23 protein-coding genes are annotated in these 22,592 nt (G+C 70.4%); 3 read left to right on the forward strand and 20 right to left on the reverse strand.

What is annotated here, in order from left to right:
• Positions 1 to 52: 52 nt before the first annotated feature.
• The 15 genes from tpiA to ACFO6S_RS13855 all read right to left on the reverse strand — a co-directional run bounded on the left by tpiA (position 53) and on the right by ACFO6S_RS13855 (position 14,568).
• Positions 53 to 838 carry a triose-phosphate isomerase gene (tpiA, locus tag ACFO6S_RS13785; protein ID WP_378417845.1) on the reverse strand — a complete coding sequence of 262 codons (786 nt, stop codon included), beginning with the start codon at positions 836 to 838 and terminating at the stop codon, positions 53 to 55.
• Positions 839 to 841: 3 nt separating this feature from the next.
• The gene (locus ACFO6S_RS13790) at positions 842 to 2,053 is read right to left on the reverse strand and encodes a phosphoglycerate kinase (protein WP_378417847.1); all 1,212 of its coding nucleotides are present in this window, start codon (positions 2,051 to 2,053) and stop codon (positions 842 to 844) included.
• Positions 2,054 to 2,058: 5 nt separating this feature from the next.
• Entirely contained in the window at positions 2,059 to 3,078 is a 1,020-nt protein-coding gene (gap, locus tag ACFO6S_RS13795; protein WP_378417848.1) for a type I glyceraldehyde-3-phosphate dehydrogenase, read from the reverse strand.
• Between the two features lie 129 nt (positions 3,079 to 3,207).
• Positions 3,208 to 4,188 (reverse strand): DNA-binding protein WhiA, encoded by a 981-nt coding sequence (whiA, locus tag ACFO6S_RS13800; RefSeq protein ID WP_378417850.1) that lies wholly within the window; start codon positions 4,186 to 4,188, stop codon positions 3,208 to 3,210.
• Positions 4,179 to 5,198 (reverse strand): gluconeogenesis factor YvcK family protein, encoded by a 1,020-nt coding sequence (locus tag ACFO6S_RS13805; protein ID WP_378417852.1) that lies wholly within the window; start codon positions 5,196 to 5,198, stop codon positions 4,179 to 4,181. The genes whiA and ACFO6S_RS13805 overlap by 10 nt, the downstream gene beginning before the upstream one ends.
• Complete coding sequence (rapZ, locus tag ACFO6S_RS13810) at positions 5,195 to 6,094, reverse strand: RNase adapter RapZ (protein ID WP_378417854.1); 900 nt, start codon at positions 6,092 to 6,094, stop codon at positions 5,195 to 5,197. Before rapZ ends, ACFO6S_RS13805 begins: the two co-directional genes overlap by 4 nt.
• Before the next feature lie 14 nt (positions 6,095 to 6,108).
• On the reverse strand, positions 6,109 to 8,121 hold the full coding sequence (uvrC, locus tag ACFO6S_RS13815) for an excinuclease ABC subunit UvrC (RefSeq protein WP_378417855.1): 2,013 nt from the start codon (positions 8,119 to 8,121) through the stop codon (positions 6,109 to 6,111).
• 73 nt (positions 8,122 to 8,194) lie between these two features.
• Complete coding sequence (locus ACFO6S_RS13820) at positions 8,195 to 8,716, reverse strand: PH domain-containing protein (protein ID WP_378417856.1); 522 nt, start codon at positions 8,714 to 8,716, stop codon at positions 8,195 to 8,197.
• Positions 8,713 to 9,210 carry a 6,7-dimethyl-8-ribityllumazine synthase gene (gene ribH, locus ACFO6S_RS13825; RefSeq protein WP_378417858.1) on the reverse strand — a complete coding sequence of 166 codons (498 nt, stop codon included), beginning with the start codon at positions 9,208 to 9,210 and terminating at the stop codon, positions 8,713 to 8,715. The genes ACFO6S_RS13820 and ribH overlap by 4 nt, the downstream gene beginning before the upstream one ends.
• Positions 9,207 to 10,448 (reverse strand): bifunctional 3,4-dihydroxy-2-butanone-4-phosphate synthase/GTP cyclohydrolase II, encoded by a 1,242-nt coding sequence (locus ACFO6S_RS13830; RefSeq protein WP_378417859.1) that lies wholly within the window; start codon positions 10,446 to 10,448, stop codon positions 9,207 to 9,209. The genes ribH and ACFO6S_RS13830 overlap by 4 nt, the downstream gene beginning before the upstream one ends.
• 99 nt (positions 10,449 to 10,547) lie before the next feature.
• Entirely contained in the window at positions 10,548 to 11,156 is a 609-nt protein-coding gene (locus ACFO6S_RS13835) for a riboflavin synthase (RefSeq protein ID WP_378417860.1), read from the reverse strand.
• Between the two features lies 1 nt (position 11,157).
• Complete coding sequence (gene ribD, locus ACFO6S_RS13840) at positions 11,158 to 12,222, reverse strand: bifunctional diaminohydroxyphosphoribosylaminopyrimidine deaminase/5-amino-6-(5-phosphoribosylamino)uracil reductase RibD (RefSeq protein ID WP_378417862.1); 1,065 nt, start codon at positions 12,220 to 12,222, stop codon at positions 11,158 to 11,160.
• A 1-nt stretch (position 12,223) separates the two neighbouring features.
• Complete coding sequence (rpe, locus tag ACFO6S_RS13845) at positions 12,224 to 12,907, reverse strand: ribulose-phosphate 3-epimerase (RefSeq protein ID WP_378417864.1); 684 nt, start codon at positions 12,905 to 12,907, stop codon at positions 12,224 to 12,226.
• Positions 12,908 to 12,918: 11 nt separating this feature from the next.
• Positions 12,919 to 13,275 (reverse strand): MmcQ/YjbR family DNA-binding protein, encoded by a 357-nt coding sequence (locus tag ACFO6S_RS13850; protein ID WP_378417866.1) that lies wholly within the window; start codon positions 13,273 to 13,275, stop codon positions 12,919 to 12,921.
• 45 nt (positions 13,276 to 13,320) lie between these two features.
• Positions 13,321 to 14,568 carry an MFS transporter gene (locus ACFO6S_RS13855; RefSeq protein WP_378417868.1) on the reverse strand — a complete coding sequence of 416 codons (1,248 nt, stop codon included), beginning with the start codon at positions 14,566 to 14,568 and terminating at the stop codon, positions 13,321 to 13,323.
• Between the two features lie 120 nt (positions 14,569 to 14,688).
• On the opposite strand from ACFO6S_RS13855, the gene ACFO6S_RS13860 reads away from it, so the two are divergent.
• Positions 14,689 to 15,633 carry a LysR family transcriptional regulator gene (locus ACFO6S_RS13860; protein WP_378417870.1) on the forward strand — a complete coding sequence of 315 codons (945 nt, stop codon included), beginning with the start codon at positions 14,689 to 14,691 and terminating at the stop codon, positions 15,631 to 15,633.
• An 82-nt stretch (positions 15,634 to 15,715) separates the two neighbouring features.
• Here ACFO6S_RS13860 and ACFO6S_RS13865 read toward each other — a convergent pair whose 3' ends face one another.
• Genes ACFO6S_RS13865 through def form a run of 3 tightly spaced genes read right to left on the reverse strand, consistent with a single transcriptional unit; the run spans position 15,716 to position 18,679 of the window.
• Positions 15,716 to 17,215: an RsmB/NOP family class I SAM-dependent RNA methyltransferase gene (locus ACFO6S_RS13865; protein ID WP_378417871.1), complete on the reverse strand. Its 1,500-nt coding sequence runs from the start codon at positions 17,213 to 17,215 to the stop codon at positions 15,716 to 15,718.
• A complete protein-coding gene (gene fmt / locus ACFO6S_RS13870; protein ID WP_378417872.1) occupies positions 17,212 to 18,150 on the reverse strand; it encodes a methionyl-tRNA formyltransferase in 939 nt (312 codons plus the stop codon). The genes ACFO6S_RS13865 and fmt overlap by 4 nt, the downstream gene beginning before the upstream one ends.
• 1 nt (position 18,151) lies before the next feature.
• On the reverse strand, positions 18,152 to 18,679 hold the full coding sequence (gene def / locus ACFO6S_RS13875) for a peptide deformylase (protein ID WP_378417873.1): 528 nt from the start codon (positions 18,677 to 18,679) through the stop codon (positions 18,152 to 18,154).
• Between the two features lie 264 nt (positions 18,680 to 18,943).
• On the opposite strand from def, the gene ACFO6S_RS13880 reads away from it, so the two are divergent.
• Positions 18,944 to 19,150, forward strand: coding sequence for a hypothetical protein (locus ACFO6S_RS13880; RefSeq protein WP_378417875.1), 207 nt, complete (start codon positions 18,944 to 18,946; stop codon positions 19,148 to 19,150).
• A gap of 83 nt (positions 19,151 to 19,233) precedes the next feature.
• Here the strand turns inward: ACFO6S_RS13880 and ACFO6S_RS13885 are convergent, their stop codons facing one another.
• Both ACFO6S_RS13885 and ACFO6S_RS13890 read right to left on the reverse strand, forming a co-directional pair.
• Positions 19,234 to 20,349: an esterase/lipase family protein gene (locus ACFO6S_RS13885; protein WP_378417876.1), complete on the reverse strand. Its 1,116-nt coding sequence runs from the start codon at positions 20,347 to 20,349 to the stop codon at positions 19,234 to 19,236.
• A gap of 70 nt (positions 20,350 to 20,419) precedes the next feature.
• Positions 20,420 to 21,091: a PadR family transcriptional regulator gene (locus ACFO6S_RS13890; protein WP_378417878.1), complete on the reverse strand. Its 672-nt coding sequence runs from the start codon at positions 21,089 to 21,091 to the stop codon at positions 20,420 to 20,422.
• Positions 21,092 to 21,311: 220 nt separating this feature from the next.
• Here ACFO6S_RS13890 and ACFO6S_RS13895 point away from each other — a divergent pair.
• Positions 21,312 to 22,592 (forward strand): HNH endonuclease signature motif containing protein (locus ACFO6S_RS13895; RefSeq protein ID WP_378417879.1); only part of this gene is annotated, 1,281 nt, incomplete at its 3' end.

A 22,592-nucleotide genomic window follows, 5' to 3' on the forward strand; every position in this document is an offset into this window, starting at 1 on the left:
CGCGTGGACCACGAAAGGTCTACGCGCCCACCGGCGTCGGAAACTACTGCCGTCAGAGCAGCGGGCCGCCCGCGGCAATCGCCGAAAGCTGCGCGAACTCGTCAGCCTTGAGCGAGGCGCCGCCGACCAAGCCGCCGTCGACGTCGGGCTGAGCGATGAGCTCGCCGACGTTCTTGGCGTTGACCGAGCCGCCGTAGAGCACCCGCACGCCGGCCGCGACGTCCGCGGAGGCCAGCACGGCCAGCTCCTCGCGGATCGCCTTGCACACCTCCTGGGCGTCGGCGGCCGAGGCCACCTTGCCGGTGCCGATGGCCCAGACGGGCTCGTAGGCGACGACGATCTTGGCGATCTCCTCCGCCGAGAGCCCGGCCAGGGAGCCACGCAGCTGGGCCAGGTTGTACTCGACCTGGTTGCCCGCCTCGCGAACGTCGAGACCCTCGCCGATGCAGACGATCGGGGTGAGCTCGTTCTTGAGCGCCGCCTTCGTCTTCGCCAGCACCGTCTCGTCGGACTCACCGTGCAGCGTCCGCCGCTCGGAGTGTCCGACCACCACGAAGGTGCAGCCGAGCTTGGCCAGCATCGAGCCGCTGACCTCGCCGGTGTAGGCGCCGGAATCGTGGGCGGAGACGTCCTGCGCGCCGTAGGTGAGCAGGAGCTTGTCGCCCTCGATCAGCGTCTGCACGCTGCGGATGTCGGTGAACGGCGGAATCACCGTCACGTCGACCTTCTTGAAGTACTTCTCCGGCAACGAGAACGCGATCTTCTGCACCAGAGCGATGGCCTCGAAGTGGTTGAGGTTCATCTTCCAGTTGCCGGCGATCAGTGGCTTACGTGCCATCGGTCAGGCCTCCAGGGCTTCGATGCCGGGAAGGGACTTGCCCTCCAGGTACTCCAGGGAGGCACCGCCACCGGTGGAGATGTGCGAGAAGCCGTCGTCCGGGATGCCGAGCTGACGCACGGCCGCGGCCGAGTCGCCGCCGCCGACGACGCTGAACGCGCCCTTGCCGGTGGCCTCGACGATCGCCTCGGCGACACCCTTGGTGCCGGCCGCGAACTTCTCGAACTCGAACACGCCCATCGGCCCGTTCCAGAACACCGTCTTGGCACCCGAGAGGATCGCCGCGAAGCGCTCCGTCGAGCCCGGACCGATGTCCAGGCCCATCCAGCCGTCCGGGATGTCGAGGGCCGAGACGACCTTGGACTCGGCATCGGGCGAGAACGAGTCCGCGACAACCACGTCGAGCGGGATGTGCAGCACGTCGGCGTACCGCTCGAGCAGGTCCTTGCAGGTGCCGATCATCGACTCCTCGCACAGCGAGTTGCCGACCTTGACGCCCTGCGCGGCCAGGAAGGTGTAGAACATGCCGCCACCGATGACCAGGGTGTCCACCTTGGGGGCGAGCGCCTCGATCACGGCGAGCTTGTCCGAGACCTTCGAGCCACCGAGGACCACCGCGTACGGACGCTCCGAGTCGGTGGTCAGCTTCTCGAGCACCTCGACCTCGGCCGCAACCAGGTTGCCTGCGTAGTGCGGCAACAGCGCCGCCACGTCGTACACCGACGCCTGCTTGCGGTGCACCACACCGAAACCGTCGGAGACGAACGCACCGTTGAAGTCGGTGAGCTCGACGAGCGCCTTGGCGAGCGCGGCCCGCTCGGCGTCGTCCTTGCTGGTCTCACGCGGGTCGAAACGGATGTTCTCCAGCAGGAGCACGTCCCCGTCGGTGAGGCCCTCGGCCCGCGCGAGCGCGTCCTGGCCGACGACGTCGCCCGCGAGCTGGACGTTGCGGCCCAGCACCTCACCGAGCTTGGCCGCGACCGGAGCCAGCGACAGCTCGGGAACGACCTCGCCCTTCGGGCGACCGAGGTGCGCCATCACGATGACCTTCGCGCCGGCCTCGGCCAGTGCGTTGATCGTCGGCGCCGAGGCCACGATGCGGCCCGCGTCGGTGATGACGCCGTTGTCCAGCGGGACGTTGAGGTCGGAGCGCACCAGCACGGTGCGGCCCGCGACCCCGGCGTCCAGCAGGTCCTTGAGAGTCTTGACAGCCACAGCTATCAGAGGGACTTCGCGACGAGACCGATGAGGTCCGCGAGACGGTTGGAGTAGCCCCACTCGTTGTCGTACCAGGAGACGATCTTGACCTGGTCGTCGATGACCTTGGTCAGGCCCGAGTCGAAGATCGACGAGTGCGGGTCCGTGACGATGTCGGAGGACACGATCGGCGCGTCGGTGTACTTGAGGATGCCCTTGAGGGGGCCCTCGGCGGCGGCCTTCATCGCGGCGTTGATCTCTTCGGCGGTGGCCGGCTTGCGCAGCTGCGCGGTGAGGTCGGTGACCGAGCCGGTCGGGATCGGCACCCGCAGCGCGTAGCCGTCCAGCTTGCCGAGCAGCTGCGGGAGCACCAGGCCGATGGCCTTGGCCGCACCGGTGCCGGTCGGGACGATGTTCAGGGCCGCGGCACGCGCACGACGCAGGTCGCTGTGGGGGGCGTCCTGCAGGTTCTGATCCTGGGTGTAGGCGTGGATCGTGGTCATCAGACCCTTGACGATGCCGAACTCGTCGTCGAGCACCTTGGCGATCGGGCCGAGGCAGTTGGTGGTGCACGAGGCGTTGGAGATGATGTTCTGGCTGCCGTCGTACTGGTCGTCGTTGACGCCCATGACCACGGTCAGGTCCTCGCCCTTGGCGGGCGCGGAGATGATGACCTTCTTGGCGCCGGCCTCGAGGTGACCCTTGGCCTTGGCGGCGTCGGTGAAGATGCCGGTGGACTCGACGACGACGTCGACGCCCAGCTCGCCCCACGGCAGCTCGTTCAGCGGGCCACGGTGCGCGAGCGCCTTGATCCGCTGGTCGCCGACCACGATCGTGTCGTCGCCGTCCAGGGAGACGTCGTACGGCAGACGGCCCAGGATCGAGTCGTACTTGAGCAGGTGGGCGAGAGTCGCGTTGTCGGTCAGGTCGTTGACCGCCACGATCTCGATGTCAGTGGTGCCGAGCGCCTTCTGCGCGTCGACGGCCCTGAAGAAGTTACGTCCGATACGACCGAAGCCGTTCACGCCTACCCGGACAGTCACAATTCGCTCCTTTGACCATTTCTTGTGTTCTCGATCAGATGTACGTCACACACTAGTGCGCAGACCGCGGCAGATATGAATCTGCTCCCACTGGTTGGTGGCCCACCGGTCGGTGGCGCAGTCCTGCCACTAGTCGTCGAGCAGTTCGGAGGTCACCGCGGACTCGGTGTCCGGGATCCCCGTCTCGCGGGCCTTGCGATCCGCCATCGACAGCAGCCGCCGGATCCGGCCGGCCACCGCGTCCTTGGTCATCGGCGGATCGGCCAACTGGCCCAGTTCCTCGAGCGAGGCCTGCCGATGCTCGACCCGCAGTCCGCCCGCGGCCGCGAGGTGGTCCGGAACCTCCTCGCCGAGGATGTCGAGGGCCCGCTCCACCCGGGCTGCCGCGGCGACCGCGGCCCGCGCCGAACGCCGGAGGTTGGCGTCGTCGAAGTTCGCCAGCCGGTTCGCGGTCGCCCGCACCTCCCGGCGCATCCGGCGCTCCTCCCAGACCAGCCGGGTGTCCTGCGCGCCCATCAGGGTCAGCAGCGCGCCGATGGCCTCGCCGTCCCGCACCACCACTCGGTCCGCGCCGCGCACCTCACGGGCCTTGGCCGAGATACCGAGCCGGCGCGCGGCGCCGACCAGCGCCAACGCCGCCTCGGGCCCGGGGCAGCTGATCTCCAGCGCCGAGGACCGGCCGGGCTCGGTCAGCGACCCGTGCGCCAGGAAGGCGCCGCGCCACGCGGCCTCCGAGTCCATGAGGCTGCCGCCGACGACCTGCGTGGGCAGGCCGCGCACCGGACGCCCGCGCATGTCCAACAGCCCGGTCTGGCGCGCCAACGCCTCGCCCTCCTTGGCGACCCGGACGATGTACCGGGAGGACTTGCGCAGTCCGCCCGCGCTCAGGACGTGGACCTCCGCGCCGTAGCCGTACAGGTCGAAGATGTCCCGGCGCAGCCGCCGCGCGGTGTTGCCCAGGTCGACCTCCGCCTCGACGACCACCCGGCCGGCGACGATGTGCAGGCCCCCCGCGAAACGGAGCAGCGAGGCCACCTCCGCCTTGCGGGCCGAGACCTGCGCCACGACGAGGCGGCTCAGCTCGTCCTTGACCTCCGCTGTCATTGCCACGAAGTGGACTCCCTTCCGAGGGTTGAGTCAGATGCGGACAGCGCGTGCGTCGTCGGCAGCAGGCTGCCGAGCGAGGCCGCGAGCTTGCCCGCGTGATGGGTTGCCGTGCCGGTCTCGGCGACGTCGGCGTAGATGACGGCGGCGCCAAGGCGCATCGCGGCCCGGCACAGGTGTTCGCGTTCGCGCCCCTCCGGCACCGAGCCGGAGTCCACCACCACGTAGTCGACGGTCAACTCGGGTGCGTGCTGGGCGAGCACGTGCAGGTGACGCTCCGCGGAGAAGCCCGCGGTCTCGCCGGGTTCGGCGGCCAGGTTCAGGATCAGCGCCTTGCGGGCGCTGGTGCGGATCAACGCCTGCAGCTGCTCGGGCACCAGCATGTGCGGGATGACGCTCGAGAACCAGGATCCGGGGCCCAGCAGCACCAGGTCGGACCGCTCGATGGCGTCCAACGCCTCCGCGCAGGCCGGCGGATCGGTCGGCACCAGCCGCACCCGGCGGACCTTGCCGGGGGTGGTCGCCACCGCGACCTGCCCGCGGATGCAGCGGTTCACCCGGGGATCGGACTCGAGACCCCCGACGTCGGCCTCGATGGTCAGCGGGATCGGCGACATCGGCAGCACCCGCCCCTGGATCCGCAGCACCCGGCACATCTCGTCCAGCGCCGCGACCGTGTCCCCGAGGACCTCGGTCAGGCCCGCCAGGATGAGGTTGCCGACCGAGTGCCCGGCCAGCGCCCCGGTGCCGCCGAACCGGTGCTGCATCGTCTCGGTCCAGATGCTGATGTCCGATTCCTCGGCGGACAACGCGGCCAACGCCATCCGCAGGTCACCCGGGGGGATGACGCCGAGCTCGGCGCGCAGCCGCCCGGAGGAGCCGCCGTCGTCGGCGACGGTGACCACGGCGGTCACGTCGGTGCTCAGGCGCCGCGCGGCGCGCAGGGTCGCGAACAGCCCGTGACCCCCGCCGAGTGCGGTGATCACCGGTGTCGACCGCCCGAGACTGCCCGTCATTCGCGCCCCAGGTCGCGGTGCACCACCGAAACCGTCATCGAGGTGTCCTGCGCCAACTGGGCCGCGAGCGCCTCCGTCATGGCCACGCTCCGGTGCTTGCCACCGGTGCATCCCATCGCAATCGTCATGTACCGCTTGCCTTCCCGACGGTAACCGTTGGCCGTCAATGCGACCACGTGCCCGTAGGTCTCGAGGTAGTCCTGCGCGCCGTCCTGCCCGAGCACGAAGTCGCGGACCGCCGCCTCCCTGCCGGTGTGCTCACGAAGGTCCGGGATCCAGTGCGGGTTCGGCAGGAACCGGACGTCGCACACCAGGTCCGCGTCCATCGGCAGCCCGTACTTGAACCCGAAGGATTGTACGGTCACGGCCATCGTTTCGACGCCACCATTGCCGAACGCGGATTCGAGTTTCTGCCGCAGTTCGTGCGCCAGCAGTGCCGAGGTGTCGATGACCACGTCCGCGACCGCCTTGACCGGCTCGAGCTGCGACCGCTCGGCCGCGATGCCCTCGATCAGGGTGCCGTCGACGCCGTCGGACTGCAGCGGGTGGCTGCGCCGGACCTGACCGAACCGTCGCACCAGCACCGGGTCCGCGGCGTCCAGGTAGAGCACCCGGGTGCGGCTGGTCTTCGGCGCGACCTCCTTGATCACCGAGACCAGGTCGCCGGTGAAGCGGCGGCTGCGCACGTCGATCACGACGGCCAGCTTCGGGATGCGCGAGGACGGTTCGAGCCCCAGATCGACCATCCTGGACAGCAACTCGGGCGGCAGGTTGTCCGCCACGTACCAGCCGAGGTCCTCGAAGACCTTGGCCGCGGTGCTCCGGCCCGCGCCCGAGAGCCCGGTGACGAGCGCGAGTTCGATTCCCGCGTCTGCGTCGTTGATCTCGTCTCCCACTCGAATCCCCCTCACTACGTCGTCGCGTCCTCCGCCTTGGAGGGTACTTCGTCCGGTTCCGCAGGCGGTCCAAGCGCGGCCAGGACGGCGCGCGCCGTCGTCACACCGATCCCCGGCACCGCGGTGATCTCCTCGACGGTGGCCTGCGTCAGCTTGGCCACCGAACCGAAGTGGGTGACCAGTGCGGTACGCCGGGTCTCGCCGAGCCCGCGCACCGAGTCCAGCGCGGACGCCGTCATCCGGCGGGACCGCTTGCTGCGGTGGAAGGTGATGGCGAACCGGTGCGCCTCGTCGCGAATGCGCTGCAACAGGTACAGCGACTCGCTGGTGCGCGGCAGGATCACCGGGTCCTCCTCCCCCGGGACCCACACCTCCTCGAGCCGCTTGGCCAGCCCGACCACCGCGACATCGGTGATGCCCAGCTCGTCCAGCACCGCCGCCGCCGCGGTGACCTGCGGCTGCCCGCCGTCCACCACGAACAGGTTGGGCGGGTAGGCGAACCGCCGGGGCCGACCGGTCGCGGGATCCAGCGCGGCCTCGGGTGCCGCGTCACCGCCACCCGACTCGTCCGGCGCCACGGTCGCGGCGTCGGACGAGTGCCGCAGGAACCGGCGTCGGGTCACCTCCGCGATGCTGGCGACATCGTCCGAGCGCCCGTCGCCTGCGGCCTCCCGGATCGCGTAGTGCCGGTAGTCGGACTTGCGCGGCAGACCGTCCTCGAACACCACCAGCGAGGCCACCACGTCGGTGCCCTGCACGTGCGAGATGTCGATGCACTCGATGCGCAGCGGCGCCTGGTCCAGGTCCAGTGCCTCCTGAATGCCCTGCAGCGCCGCAGACCGCGACGTCAGGTCGCCGGCCCGGCGCAGCTTGTGCTGGCCCAGCGCCTCCTTCGCGTTGCGCTCGACGGTCTCCGCCAGTGCCTTCTTGTCGCCGCGCTGGGGCACCCGCAGCGCGACCGCGGAGCCGCGCAGTTCGCTGAGCCAGTCCTGCAGCTGCGCGGCGTTGTCCGGCAGCACCGGGACCAGCACCTCACGCGGCACCACCGCGGCGGTGTCCGCCGGCTGCCCGGGGGTGTCGGTCAGGTCGGCCTGCTCGCCGTAGAACTGGGTGAGGAACTGTTCGACCAGTTCCTCGGTGCCGCTCTCGCCGGAGCGTTCGACCACCCAGCCGCGCTGACCGCGGACCCGGCCGCCGCGCACGTGGAAGACCTGCACGGCGGCCTCCAGCTCGTCCGCGGCGAAGGCCACCACGTCGGCGTCGGTGCCGTCGCCGAGCACCACGGCCTGCTTCTCCAGCGCCTTGCGCAGCGCCCCCAGGTTGTCCCGCAACCGGGCCGCGGACTCGAAGTCCAACTCGTCCGACGCCGTCTGCATCCGGCGTTCGAGCTCCCGGACCAGCCGGTCGGTGCGACCGGCGAGGAAGTCGCAGAAGTCCTCGACGATCTCGCGGTGCTCGGTGGCCGAGACCCGCCCGACGCACGGCGCCGAGCACTTGTCGATGTAGCCGAGCAGGCAGGGCCTGCCGATCTGGTTGTGCCGCTTGAACACCCCGGTCGAACACGTCCGCGCGGGGAACACCCGCAGCAGCAGGTCCAGGGTCTCGCGGATGGCCCACGCGTGGGGGTAGGGACCGAAGTAGCGCACACCCTTGCGTCGCGGTCCGCGGTAGACGAACAACCGCGGGAACTCCTCGTTCAACGTGACCGCCAGCACCGGGTAGGTCTTGTCGTCCCGGTACCGGACGTTGAAGCGCGGGTCGAACTCCTTGATCCAGTTGTACTCGAGCTGCAGCGCCTCGACCTCGGTGCCGACCACCGTCCACTCGACGCTGGCGGCGGTGGTGACCATCTGCCGGGTACGCGGGTGCAGTGACGCCAGGTCCGCGAAGTACGAGTTCAGCCGGCTGCGCAGGCTCTTCGCCTTGCCGACGTAGATGACGCGGCCGTGCGGGTCACGGAACTTGTACACCCCGGGGGCCGTCGGGATGGTGCCCGTGGCGGGACGGTAGGTGGCGGGATCTGACACCCCACCAGGCTAGTCGCCCCGGCCGACAGGCCCGGCCAACCGCACCCGCGCCGGACCGCGTCGCCGCGGCGGCCTAGTTCTGCTCGGCGGACTCGGCAGGCTCGGCCCGCGTCGTCTCCGCCGCGTCGACCTCGTCTGCCTCGTCTCCGGCCGTCGCCGCCGGGGCGTACTTCGCCTCGAGCTCGCGGAACCTGCGCACCGCGTCGACGGCGTGACCGCGGTCGTTCGCCTGGATCGCCAGCACCGGGATGTACTCGTCGTCGGGCAGGTCGATGCGGGCCCAGGCCGCGCCGTCCGGGAACGAGAGTCCCTGCACCAGGTCCCACTCGATGAACCGGTCGTTGAACGCGTTCCGGACCGAAACGCCCTCCGCGTTGACCCGCATTCGCGGCAGGGTCAGGATCAGCGTCCCGCCTGCCAGCGCCAGGCCGATCCCGGCCATCGACAGCTGGTCGACGAACCGGAAGTACACGCCGGTCTGCGAGCCGCGCAGGAGCACCCCGAGCGCCACGAACACCAGGATGAAGACCGCCGCGATGCCGACGGCGAAGCGTGGGGTCCGCTTGGCCCGGACCTCCAACTCCCAGGCGCTCATCGGGCGGTCCTCTCCGCCTGCGGCTGGCGCAGGTGCTTGAGGGTGACCGCGGTGTCGATCGCCGCGGCGCACGCCTGACCGCCCTTGTCCTCGACGGACCCGGGCAGCCCGGACCGGTCGCGAGCCTGCTGCTCGTTGTCGGTGGTGAGGACGCCGTTGCCGACCGGGGTGCTCTCGTCGAGCGAAACCCTGGTCAGGCCTGCGGTCACCGCGTCGCACACGTACTCGAAGTGCGGGGTGCCACCGCGGATCACGACGCCGAGGGCGACGACCGCGTCGTGGGTGCGGGCCAATGCCTGCGCCACCACCGGCAGCTCGATCGCACCTGCCACCCGGACCAGGGTGACGTCGGTGATCTGCGCCTGCTTGGCGACCCGCTTCGCGCCGTCGATCAGCGCCTCGGAGATCTCGGTGTGCCAGGAGCCGGCCACGATCGCGATCTTGAGGTCCTTGGCCGCGCCCAGCTGCAGGTCGGGCAGTCCCTCGCCGCTCACAGTGCGCCCCCGGTCTCGAAGTCGTCGAGACCGACCAGGTCGTGACCCATCCGGTCCCGCTTGGTCCGCAGGTAGGTCAGGTTCTCGGCGTTCGCGCGCAGCGGCATCGCCACCCGGTCGGTGATCTGCAGCCCGTAGCCGTCCAGGCCGACGCGCTTGGCCGGGTTGTTGGTCAGCAGTCGCATCGAGGTGATCCCGAGGTCGACCAGGATCTGGGCGCCGATCCCGTAGTCGCGGGCGTCGGCGGGCAGGCCCAGCTCGAGGTTCGCGTCCACGGTGTCCGAGCCGGCGTCCTGCAGCTGGTAGGCCTGCAGCTTGTGCATCAGTCCGATGCCGCGGCCCTCGTGCCCGCGCATGTACAGCACCACGCCGCGACCCTCCGCGGCGATCATCTCGAGCGCCGCGTCCAGCTGCGGACCGCAGTCGCAGCGCAGCGAACCGAAGACGTCGCCGGTCAGGCACTCGGAGTGCACCCGCACCAGCACGTCCTCGCCGTCGGCGATGTCGCCCTTGACCAGCGCGACGTGCTCGACCTCGTCGTAGATGCTCTGGTAGCCGACGGCCCGGAAGTCGCCGTGGCGGGTGGGGATCCGTGCCTCGGCGATGCGCACGACGTGCTTCTCGTGCTTGCGCCGCCAGGAGATCAGGTCGGCGATCGAGATCATCGCCAGGTTGTGGTCGTCCGCGAACACCCGCAGCTCGTCGGTCTGGGCCATGTGGCCCTCGTCCTTCTGGCTGACGATCTCGCAGATCACGCCTGCCGGACGCAGGTCCGCCATCCGGGCCAGGTCGACGGCCGCCTCGGTGTGTCCGGGGCGACGCAGCACGCCACCCTCCTTGGCGCGCAGCGGCACCACGTGGCCCGGACGGGTGAAGTCGGTGGCGCCGCTGTCCGGGTCGGCCAGCAGCCGCATCGTCGCGGCCCGGTCGGACGCCGAGATGCCGGTGCCGATGCCTTCCTTGGCGTCCACCGTCACCGTGTACGCGGTGCCGTGCTTGTCCTGGTTGCTCGAGAACATCGGCGGCAGGCCGAGCCGGTCGCAGTCGTCGCCGTCCAGCGGCACGCAGAGGTACCCGGAGGTGTAGCGCACCATGAACGCCACGAGCTCGGGCGTCGCCTTCTCCGCTGCGAAGATGAGGTCGCCCTCGTTCTCGCGGTCCTCGTCGTCGACTACGACGACTGCCTTGCCTGCGGCGATATCGGCTACTGCGCGCTCGATACTGTCGAACCTGGTCACGTGCCTGCGCTCCATCACTGTCATCAATAGCCCGGTGTGCACCCGTGGATGCACCTCAACAGTACGACCCCCGGGGCGGGGGGCCGAAATTCGTCCCGCCTAGCGGCCGGCGTTCTGCAACCGCTCGACGTACTTGGCGATCACGTCCACCTCGAGGTTGACCAGCGTCCCAGGCACCGCGGTGCCGAGGACCGTCAGGGCGAGGGTGGTGGGGATCAACGAGATCTCGAAGAACTCGTCGTCACCCTCGACGCCAAGCGCGGAGACCGTCAGCGAGACGCCGTCGACGGTGATCGAGCCCTTCTCCACGACGTACCGGGAGATCGAGGCGGGCAGCGAGATCCGCACGATCTCCCAGTGCTCCGACGGGGAACGACTGATGATCGTGCCGGTGCCGTCGACGTGGCCCTGCACCAGGTGCCCGCCGAGGCGGCTGTTCAGCGCGGCGGCCCGTTCCAGGTTCACCCGGCTCCCGACGGCGAGGCCGCCGAGGCTCGACCGCTTCAGCGTCTCGGCCATCACATCGGCGGTGAAGCTGTCGCCGTCGAGGACGTCGACGACGGTCAGGCAGACGCCGTTGACCGCGATCGAGTCGCCGTGCCCGGCGTCCGAGGTGACCAGCGGGCCCCGGACGGTGAAGCGGGCCGCGTCGGCCAGGTCCTCCTTGGCGACGATCTCACCCAGTTCTTCGACGATCCCGGTGAACACTTCAGTGAGCTCCTTGCGTGTGGTTCTTCTCTGATGACTCTGACGGCGAGGGAAAGTTCGGGGTCAGGCTGAGCAGCAGGTCGTCGCCGACGGTCTCGACCGACTCCCGGTGGAACCGCAGCGCCTGCCCGATGGTGCCGACCCCAGCATCCTCCACCGCGCTGGTACCCGCACCGAGCAGTACCGGTGAGAGGAACGCGAGCACCCGGTCCACCAGTCCCGCCGCGAGGAAGGCCCCGGCCAGGTGCGGGCCGCCCTCGAGCAGCACGTCGGGGTGGTCGGACAGCGCGGCGAGCACCTCGTGGGGGTCGCGGGTACGCAGCACCAGGGTCGGCGCGGCATCGTCGAGGACCCGGGAGTTCGACGGAATCTCCCTCTCCCCCACCACGACTCGCAGTGGCTGGCGGGCGGCGAGGCTGCCGTCAGGATTGCGTGCGGTCAGCCAGGGATCGTCGGCGAGGACGGTGCCGGTGCCGACCACGATGGCGTCGAGCTTGGCGCGTTCGGCGTGCACCCGGGCCCGGGCGGCGGGTCCGGTGATCCACTGGCTGGTGCCGTCGGCGGCGGCGCTGCGGCCGTCCAGGCTGGCGGCGAACTTCCAGGTCACGTGGGCGCGACCGGTGCGCTGGCGGTGCAGCCAGGCCCGCAGCGGTCCACGTTCGACGAGCTCGGTCCCGGTGAGCGGGACCACCTCGACTCCCGCGGCGCGCAGGGTGTCCGCGCCCCCGGACGCCGTCGGGTTCGGGTCCGCGACGGCGTAGACGACGCGGGCGACGCCCGCCTCGAGCAGCGCCCCCGCGCACGGCCCGGTGCGTCCGGTGTGGTTGCACGGCTCGAGGGTGACCACGGCGGTGCCGCCGCGGGCCCGCGATCCCGCGGCCCGCAACGCCATCACCTCGGCGTGCGGCCCCCCGACCGGGGCGGTGGCACCGACGCCGACGACCACGCCGCCGGCGTCGAGGATCACCGCGCCGACCGGCGGGTTGGGGCTGGTGGTGCCGCGCACCGCCTCGGCGGCGTCGATCGCCACCTGCAGCGCGGTCAGGTCCTGGGGCCGGTCCGGCACGTCACACGGCCAGTGTCAGGTGCGGCGACGCCGACGCCGCCTGCGCGCGCAGCTTGCGGACGGCCTCGGCGGGATCGGCGGCGCCGTAGACCGCGGAACCGGCGACGAAGCAGTCAACGCCCGCCTCGGCCGCGGCCTCGACGGTGTCGGCGTTGATGCCGCCGTCGATCTCCACGACCAGGGTCAGCTCACCGGAGTCGACCAGCTTGCGGACCGCGCGCGCCTTGCCCAGCACCTCGGCCATGAAGGACTGGCCGCCGAAGCCGGGCTCGACGCTCATCACCAGCAGCGTGTCGAACTCCTTGAGGATCTCCAGGTACGGCTCGATCGGGGTGCCCGGCTTGACCGACAGCCCGGCCTTGGCGCCCGCGGCGCGGATGTCGCGGGCGACGGCGATCGGGTCGTCGGTGGCCTCGGCGTGGATGGTGACGTTGTAGGCGCCCGCCTCGGCGTACGCCGGCGCCCAGCGGCCCGGGTTCTCGATCATCAGGTGGCAGTCGAGCGGGATGTCGGTCGCCTTGAGCAGCGACTGCACCACCGGCAGGCCGAGGGTGAGATTGGGCACGAAGTGCGCGTCCATCACGTCGACGTGCAGCCAGTCGGAACCCGCCACGGCGGCGGCTTCCTCGGCGAGCCGGGCGAAGTCGGCGGACAGGATGGACGGGGCGATCATCGGGTGGGCCACGGGCGCCAAGTTTAGTGGGTGCCGTCGCGCCGCTCGCCGAGGCTCCGGCGGAGGCGGGCCGGGGCCTTGATCCGCCACGCGTCGGTGAGCAGTTCGAGCAGTGGCCGACGGTCGACGCGGTCGAGGTCCACCAGGATCGCGCCGTAGCCGTCGTAGTGCGCGGTGGTGTAGAACGCCGGGTCACCGGAGCCGAGCAGAGCCGCCTTCTCGTCGAGCCCGCACGTCACCACCAGGCCGCCCTCGGCCTCGCTGCGCAGCCTCGCGAAGCCCTTGCCTGCGACCTTCAGTGCCGGGGTCCGGTACCAGGTGCCCTCCTCGACCTCGGGCAGGTTCCGGGCGAGCTCGACCACGTCGTCCCACGTGTGCATCATCCGAGTGTGCGCCTGCGGGACGAGCGGGGCATCACGGGTGAGTCATGCGGCCCGGACGCCCTCGCCCGACGCGGCGGCCTCGGCTTCGGTCATGTCTGTCCGTTCGGGCAGCAGCAGCGGGGTCGCAAGCAGGAGCACGCCGGAAAAGGTGATCGCGGCCAAGGGGCCGGTGAGTGTGGCCAGGGCACCCCAGGTCACCACGAAAACGGCCTGCGTGAGTTTGCTGCTGACACTCCACGCGGTGAGGACCCGAGCGGCGTGATCGGCGGGGGTGCGCTGCAGGCGTTCCGTCGCGTTGACGGGGTTGAAGATTCCCATGCAGGTGATCAGCAGGCCCTCGACGACGATCACCGTGATCAGTCCCGCGATGCCGGGCTGGGTGAAGGCGAGGCCCAGCGGGAAGACCGAACGCAGCCAGCCGGAGACGGTGATGACCCGGTCCCGACCGTAGCGGGCGACGAGGCGCGCGGAGAGCCGGGCACCGGCGAAGCCACCGAGGGCCGGGACGCCGAAGGCGAGACCGTACTGCCAGGCCGGGAAGTGGTAGTCGCCCAACAGGAGAACGGCCAGGAGCGGGACGGTGGCCATGATCAGACCGCTGACCGTCACGGAGTTGAGGAACAGGCTCCGCAGAACGCGGTCACCGAAGATGAACCGCCAGCCGCTCAGTAGGTCGGCGGCACGCATCCTGTTGGTCGGGTCTCGGGGCGTCGCGGCGTCGTCGCCACGGATGCGGTGAACCCCGAACGCGGACAGCAGAAAACTGAGGGCATCGGCAGCGACGGTGACGACCGGGCCGAACAGCCCGACGAGCGCGCCGCCGAGGGGTGGACCCGCCGCGGTCGCCACCCAGCTCGTGCCCTCGAGCCTGCCGTTCGCGACGAGGAGATCCTCACCGCGGACGAGGCGTTTCAGGTACGCGCCGGAAGCGGCGGTGAAGACGATGCTCGATGTTCCGGACACGATCGAGACGACCAGCAGTTGTCCGTAGGTCAGCACGCCGAGGACGTACGCGATCGGAATGCTCGCCATCGCGACGAACCGGGCCAGGTCCGTCGCGATCAGCACCGGTCGCTTGGACCGGTGTTCGACCCACGGGCCGAGCGGGACCGCGACGATCGCCGCGACGGCAAGCCCGGCGGCTTCCAGGAGCGAGACGGCGAACGCCGACGAGTGCAGCACCTGCACCGCGATGAGCGGGAACGCTCCGAAGGCGATCCACGTGCCATAGGTGCTGACGGCGTAGGCCGACCACAGCCAGGCGAAGCTGCGTCCCAACTGCACGTTCATGCGACTCCTCCGCGACAACCGATGTGGTCGGCCAAATCAGATCAGCGGCGCCTACGCGGGATCAAACAACCGGTTTCCGGCGAGCCACAACGATCGGTTGGGCATGCCTATGCTCGGCCGATGGACACCGAGGCAGTGCGATCGTTCGTCCGGGCGGCCGAGCTCGGACAGCTGCAACACGCGGCTGGCGAGCTGGGCGTGACGCAGCAGGCCGTCTCGAAGCGGATCGCGGCGCTGGAGCGGGAACTCGAGGTCCGCCTGTTCACCCGTACCGCCCGCGGCGTCGAGCTGACTCTCGACGGCCAGGCGTTCCTGCCGCACGCACGAAGCATCGTGACGGGTGTCGATCGGGCCGTCACCGCGATCAGACCGGGCTCGCGGGCCCTTCGGATCGACGTCCTCGGCCTGCGATCCGCGCAGGCCGTTGTCCTGCACGAGTACTGGCGGTCGCATCCCGACACCGACCTCGACGTGGTGACCCTCAAGGTCAACGACCCACACCTGGCGGTCGCCGCCGTCGAAGCCGGCGACATCGACGCCTCGTTCCGTTCGGTGACCGATCCGGCCACGTTGCCGCGCGACGTGCGGATGATCCACGCGTTCGACTCCCCGCTGGAACTCCTCGTCGGCCCGAGGCATCCGCTCGCCCCGGCGCGGAGCCTGACGCCGGCGCAGCTGCGCCGGCATCGGATCTGGGTCCCGGGTTTGGCGCCGCGCAGCGAGTGGAGCGAGTTCTACGACCAGCTCGCCACCGAGTTCGACCTCCGCATCGACGCCGCGGGCCCGCACTTCGGCGACGAGGTACTCCTGGACATCCTCGCGGAATCCGCGGACGTGGCCACCCTCGTCGGGGCACGCGACCGGTACATCTGGCCGACCAACCACGACCTGCGCCGCATCCCGATCGTCAATCCGACGCTCGCGTACCCGCTCTCGCTCATCCTCCCCAGGACGACTCCGCATCCCCGACTGCGGGCGGTGGTGAACCACCTCGCAAGCCTGACACCGCTGCCGGGGCCGACCTGGCGCCCGTCCTGGGCAACGATCCCCCGTCGTGTCGGCTAGCCGGACCGACCTGCTTCGATACCGGCGGTGAGCAGCGCCGCCGAGGCGCAGGCGATGCCGAGTGTCACTCCGGCTTGCGGTGTCACTCCGGCTTGCGCAGCGCCGCCATGAACATCGCGTCGGTGCCGTGCCGGTGCGGCCACAGCTGCACCCCGAGGCCGTCGCCGAGGTCGGGCACGCCGGGCACCAGCTCGCGGGTGTCGAGCGGGGTGACGCCGTAGCGCCGGACCGCGTCGGCCACCACGGCCACCGTCTCCGACAGGTGCGGTGAGCAGGTGGAGTACAGCACCACGCCGCCGGGCCGCACCAGCTCGATCGCCGCCGCCAGCAACTCGCGCTGCAGCTTCACCAGCCCCGCCACGTCCGAGGGCTGCCGGCGCCAGCGTGCCTCCGGGCGGCGGCGCAGCGCGCCCAGCCCGGTGCAGGGCGCGTCGACGAGCACCCGGTCGTAGCCGGGGGTCAGGCCGGACTCGCGGCCGTCCGCGACGTGCACGTCGACGGGCAGCCCGCGGGTGGTCTTGCGCACCAGGTCGGCGCGGTGTTCGGCGGGCTCGACGGCGTCCACCCGGGCGCCCTCGATGTCGGCCAACGCACCGAGCAGCGCGGCCTTGCCGCCGGGACCGGCGCACAGGTCCAGCCAGCGTCCGGCGTCGTCGCCGACCAGCGGCGCCCGGGTCAGGGCGCGGGCGACGAGCTGACTGCCCTCGTCCTGCACGCCGGCCAGGCCCTCGCGGACCGCGTCGAGCTGCCCGGGGTCGCCGCCGTCGAGGTAGACCGCGTACGGGGAGTAGCGACCGACCTCGCCGCCGGTCGCGGTGGCCAGCTCGTCGGCCGAGATCTCCCCGGGCCGCGCGACCAGGTGCACCACGGGCCGGGCGTCGTCCGCCGCGAGGACGGCCTCGAGCTCACCGGCGTCGGGTCCGAGGGCGTCGGCGAAGGCCTGCGCGATCCAGGTCGGGTGGGCGTAGCCGAAGGCGAGGTGCCCGACGGGATCGGCGGTGGCGGGCGGCGCCAACCGGGCCACCCACTCCTCCTCGGTCCGCTCGGCCACCCGGCGCAGCACGGCGTTCACGAAACCCGCCCGGCCGTCGCCCATTTCGGTGCGCGCCAGGTCCACGGAGGTGGCGACCGCGGCGTGCGGGGCGATGCGGGTACGCAGCAGCTGATAGGCACCGAGTCGCAGCACGTCCAGCAGCGGCCCGTCGATCTCCTCGACGGGCCGGCCGGCGCCGTCGGAGATCACCGCGTCGAGCAGGCCGCGGGCCCGGGAGGCGCCGTAGGCGAGCTCCGTGGCCAGGGCCGCGTCCCGGCCGTCCATCTTCCGTTCCCGGAGCAGGCCGGGCAGCACCAGGTTCGCGTAGGCGTCGCGCTCACGAACCGCGCGCAGCACGTCCCGCGCGGCCGCCCGCGCCGGATCCAGCTCCGTCACGGTCGGGTCGGGGCGGCGGGCCTGACGCGGCCGGACGTTCTCGCCGCCCTGCTTGCCCTGGTTGCCCCGATTTCCTTGGCCGCCACGGTTTCCCGGGCTTCCTTGGCTGCCCTGGCCGCGCTGTCCGCGGGCCGGTCGACGGGATTCGGTCACAGTGCACGCACCTCGGGGTCGAGGCGCGCTCCACGCGCCCAGTCGGCGGCCTTCATGGCCTTCTTACCTTGCGGCTGAACGTCACTGAGCCGGACCGGGGTGGTCGCGGTGCCGACGTAGCAGCCGTCCTTGCGCACCAGGAACTGCCCCGGCGCCAATGTCTGATCGAGCAGTCCCGCCTCGACGGGGGTCACCGGGCCCACCTTCAGCCGCAGCTCGCCGACCTGGGTCCATGCACCCGGAGCCGGGGTGACCGCGCGGACCAGCCGGTCCACCGCGAGCGCGGGCCGGTCCCAGTGGATCCGCGCCGCCTCGACGGTGATCTTGGACGCGTGCGAGATGCCCTCCGCCGGTTGCGGAACCGGCGTCAGCGCGCCCGCCTCGAGTCCGTCGAGCACCGACTCGAGCAGCTGCGCGCCGCTGTCGGCGAGGCGACCGAGGAGTACACCGGCGGTGTCGTCCGGGCGGATGCGCTCGGTCATCACCCCGAGGACCGGTCCGGTGTCGAGGCCCTCCTCGAGCAGGAACGCGCTGGCGCCGGTGACCTCGTCGCCGGCGGCGATGGCCGCCTGCACCGGCGCGGCGCCGCGCCAGGCGGGGAGCAGCGAGAAGTGCAGGTTCACCCAGCCGTACTTCGGGACGTCGAGGACCGGACGCGGCAGCAGTGCGCCGTAGGCGACGACCGGGCAGCAGTCTGGCGCCAGCTCGGTGAGCCGAGCCAGGAAGTCGGGGTCCGACGCGCGGGCCGGGGTGAGCACCTCGATGCCGTGCTCGTCGGCGAGCTGACCGATCGGCGAGCGGGTGACCTTGCGGCCGCGGCCGGCGACGGCGTCGGGCCTGGTCACGACCGCGACCACCTCGTGCCGGTCGGAGGCGATCAGCCGGGCCAGGGACGGCACCGCGGGTTCGGGGGTGCCTGCGAAGACGATCCGCATGTCAGCGACCCCCGCCGGGCGCCGAGACACTCTGTCGACCGAACCAGTCGGACTCGCGGATAGTCCGCATCGCCGCCTTACGGTCGTCCGGATCCATCCGCTGCATGAACATCACTCCGTCGAGGTGGTCGGTCTCGTGTTGGACGCATCGGGCCAGGATGCCGGTGGCGTCGAGGGTCACCGGCTGCCCGTGCATGTCGATTCCGTGGGCGATCACGTGCTCAGCGCGCCGTATCTCGCCCCGGACGCCGGGCACCGACAGGCAGCCCTCCGACAGCACCGACTGCTCGTCACCGACCACCTCGAAGGTCGGGTTCACCAGGTGCCCGGACGCGCCGCCGCAGTCGTAGGCGAACACCCGCAGGCCCACCCCGATCTGCGGGGCGGCGATGCCGGCGCCGCCGCGGTCACGCATGGTCTCGACGAGGTCGGCAACCAGGGCGTGTAGTTCGCCGTCGAAGTTCACGACCTCGTCGGCCCTGGTCCGCAGGACGGGGTCGCCGAACAGGCGAACCGGCTGGATGGTCACGGGCGCTGCTCCCTGGCTCGGGCGTCGTCGCGAGGCAGCGACGAGTCGGATGCGAATGTCTCCGCACAGTCTAGAGATGTCGAGGGGCGCCGCCGAACCACCCGCACCCGGAAACTCTCGGGGAATTCACAGCGAAACGCCGAGCGAAAGGATTCACCCGACGCCGACTCGGGTATTGACTGTCCTTGATCGGCCCGGACGCGTGCGGCAGGGATGCCGGCGCACGGGAATGCGGAATTGTCACGCACTCACCTGGAGGTTGCCATGGCTGGAACTGCGAACAAACTGATCAAGGCGTGGGAAGACAAGACAGTCGAGGAAATCGCGAAGGCCCCGGTGTCCGCGTTGCAGGGCGTCAGCGAGTCCGATGCGGAGCACCTGCTCGCCGCATTCAACATCAAGACCGTCGAAGACCTGGGCACCAACAAGTTCTTCCTCTGGGCACAGGCGTTCGCCAAGCTCGCCGAATAGCGTTCCCTCAGTGGCACACTCGCCGCGGCGCGGAGTTGTCCGGCCGCGGCGAGTGCCGCCTCGAGCGTGAGCAGATGCCGACCTCAGCTGCTGGAGTTGCTCGCGATCATCATCTGCAGCATTCCGGTGCCGAGCGGCACGGATTCGCACCGAGGAGCGGGCGCGGACGGGTCCAACGCCTGCGAGACCAGGCCCATCGTGTACTGGTCGTAGACCATGTTCATGTGTCCGGTCTTGTTCTGAGCGCAGGAGTCCTGGATCAAGATGTTCCGCGCGCCGGGGTCACGCAGCGCGATGTTCGTGTACGGCTGGATCATCTCGTCGTACTCGGTGCCGATCGTGGTGTAACTCACCCCGGGGACGGTGTCGCCGCCGGCGTTGAGGGCGTTCAACCAGTCCGACCCCTGCACCTGCTGCTCGTATGCCTTGCCCATCACCGCCCCGATCAGTCCCATCGAGCCCGGGACCACGTTGGCGACGTTGACGAGTCCGTAGAACACCCCGCCGTAGGTGGGCGAGGCGATGCCGACCCACTTGTCGACGACGGCGGCGCCGCCCAATCGGTTGACGAACATCCGGGTGACCGTCGCGCCCTGCGAGTAGCCGACGAGGTCCACCTTCGCCGCGCCCGTGGACGTCCGCACCCGCTCGACGAACGCTGCCACCTGAGCCGCGCTGGTGTTCATGTCCTCGGTGCCGAACCGCTTTCCTGCCTGCTTGCCGCCGTAGTTCACCGCGAACACGCAGTATCCGTCGGCCTTGAGTCGGGGCCCGATCGCGGAGTAGTCCGAGTACGCGGTGGCGTCGGTTCCGTGCGCCAGGATCACCGGATTCGGGTGCGCCGCAGTCGGCTTGCAGCCGAAGTCGTTGACGCCGGGCGGTACGGAACCGGGGAAGTCGGCGTCGTACCTGGTGGCCTCGGCATGCGTGGACTGCGGCGGTCCGGGAATCTCGGGGACCACGGTCAGTGATTCCTTCGCCGCGGACCCGAGGTCCGCAGAGAGGGTGTCGACCGAACCCGAGTCCGTAGAAGCCGAGTCCACCGAAGCCGAGTCGGCCGATCCCAGATCCGCGGAACCGGTCGCACCGGCCGCCGGCGCCAGCAACAACGATCCGGCGAGCAGCGCGGCCGACGCCACGGTGACGGCGCGGGCCGACACCGCCTGCAGTCCGACAATTCGACAGTTGGTCTCCCGCATGCGCGCCCCCTCAGACGATGGTTCAGAGCTCCATCATGAGCGCTGCGAGGTGCACTGTATCCGTCGGGGGCTAGCTTTTCATCGAATCGACGCCGGAATCCCCTGCGGCGGACGGATCCTCGGCGAGCATGCGGTAGAGCGCTCGCCGGGCCTCGACCAGAATCGCCCCGGCCGCGCTCACCTGTTCGGGAGTCCCGACGGCGGCGACCTGCCCCACCGCGCCCATCAGCTGACCGACGAGTCCTCGCAGGTCCTGCGCCTCCCGCCCGACGCCCGCGCTCACCTCGTCCCAGGGGCTGCCGAGGTCGGTCGCGTGCTCCTCGACGTATGTCGTGCCGACGTCAGTGAGCCGCGCGGTCTTCCGGCCGGCGACCTTCTCGATCAGCACGAGGCCCTCGTCCTCGAGCTGCGCCAGCGCCGGGTAGATCGAACCGGGACTGGGCTTCCAGATCCCGTTGCTGCGCTGCTCAATTCGCTGGATCAGTTCGTATCCGTGCATCGGCCCCTCGGCGAGGAGCAGGAGGATCGCGGCCCGCACGTCACCGCGCCGACCCCGCCCACCTCGTCCTCGGCCCCGGCCGAAACCCGGTCCGCCGTGTCCGAAGCCCGGGCCGGGCCCGAACCCCTGCCCGGGTCCCGGACCGAATCCCGGACCGAATCCGTCCGGCCGGCGGTCTCGTCCCACCCGTCCCGGATGACGCCTGCCGCGCCGATGTTCCCTGTGAATGTTCATGCCTTCCATGTCAGCCTCCTGGGACTGTCACCTCGACTACGCGGTTCGTGTCGATCATGTTATCGACGATATATCGACAATCTATCGACTGCAAGGGGTGACATAAGGCGCCTCCGGCACCCGTTGGCACTTCTGACCCCCGCAAGGAAAGGGAGCGCTTACGGCGGCAGGCCGTTCACCTGGCGAAACATCATTGTGATCGAATGCATGTGCGAGTATCGTGTGGTGTATGGAAATCGTCGAGATGCTCACCGACCCCGTTGGGGTCGAGGCATGGCGACTCGACGAAACCGAACTCGCGAGCACCGTCCCGGAACTGTCATCGAAGATCCTCGAGCTGGAGGCGCTGCGGATTCGGTTGGTCCACGAGGCCGACCAACGATGCGTGCCCAACCACCTCGGTGCCGCCGACACCACCTCCTGGCTCTCCGACGCAACACGCATGACCGCCGGCCACGCCGGCAAGATCGTCCGACTCGGCCGCGAACTCCCCCTGCACCCGCGAATGGCCGCCGCGCTCGACGCCGGGCGAATCGAACTCGGACACGTCCAGGTGATCGTCGACTTCCTCGCCCGCCTCGAACGACTCAACGTCGGTCATCCTGGCCCGTTGGTGGAGACCGACTGGGAGCACCCCGATCCAGAGACCGGGCGTCCGGACGACTGCCAGGCCTACCTCCTCATCGCAGCCCAACTCGAGAACGCCACCGTCCTCCGCAGACGCGCCCGCGCGTTGGAGTTGCTCCTGCAACTCGACGGAACCGTCCCACCCGACGGAGAGAACCCCGAACTCAACGAGTTCCACGCCTCCGCCACATTGGGAGGACGGGTTCACGTGAAGGGATCCTTCGACGCCGAGGTCGGCGAAGCGCTGAACACCGCGCTGTCGGGCCTGTCCAAGCCGCACCCGAGCACAGACGACGACGGAAACCCGATCCGCGACCAACGTTCCGCCGCCAAGCGCCGAGCGGACGCGTTGGAGCAGATCATCCGCGGCCACCTCGACAACGCCCGCGGACCGGTCGAGGGCGGCGAACAACCGCACGTCACCGTGACCATCGATCTCGACGCATTGAAAGAGGCTGTCGCCAAGACCGCGTCGACACCGGCGACCGGGGCCTGGACGAAGAACGGCTGGGACTACCACTCCGACAACGCAACCGGACCCGTCGGTGCAACCAGATCCACACATGGCGAGAGCTGCTCAGACGTCAGGCCGCCGCGGTACTACCGCAGAGTCCGGCACGCCAGCATGCCGTGGGCCGGACCCGTCTCCGCCGCCATCGCCGCCCGCCTGTCCTGCGACGCGAAAGTCACCGCGGTGTTCGTCGACAAGGAGGGCAACCCTCTCGATGTCGGCCGCAGCACCCGCTTCGTCACACCAAGCCTGCGGAAGGCGTTGGTGGCCAGGGACTGTGGCTGCGCGTTCCCCGGCTGCGGACGCCCCGCCGCCTGGACCGACGCCCACCACATCTGGCACTGGTCCAGGGGTGGTCCCACCGCACTGTCG

Source organism: Rhodococcus kronopolitis, from assembly GCF_042654025.1.
GTDB classification, from domain to species: domain Bacteria; phylum Actinomycetota; class Actinomycetes; order Mycobacteriales; family Mycobacteriaceae; genus Rhodococcus_G; species Rhodococcus_G kronopolitis.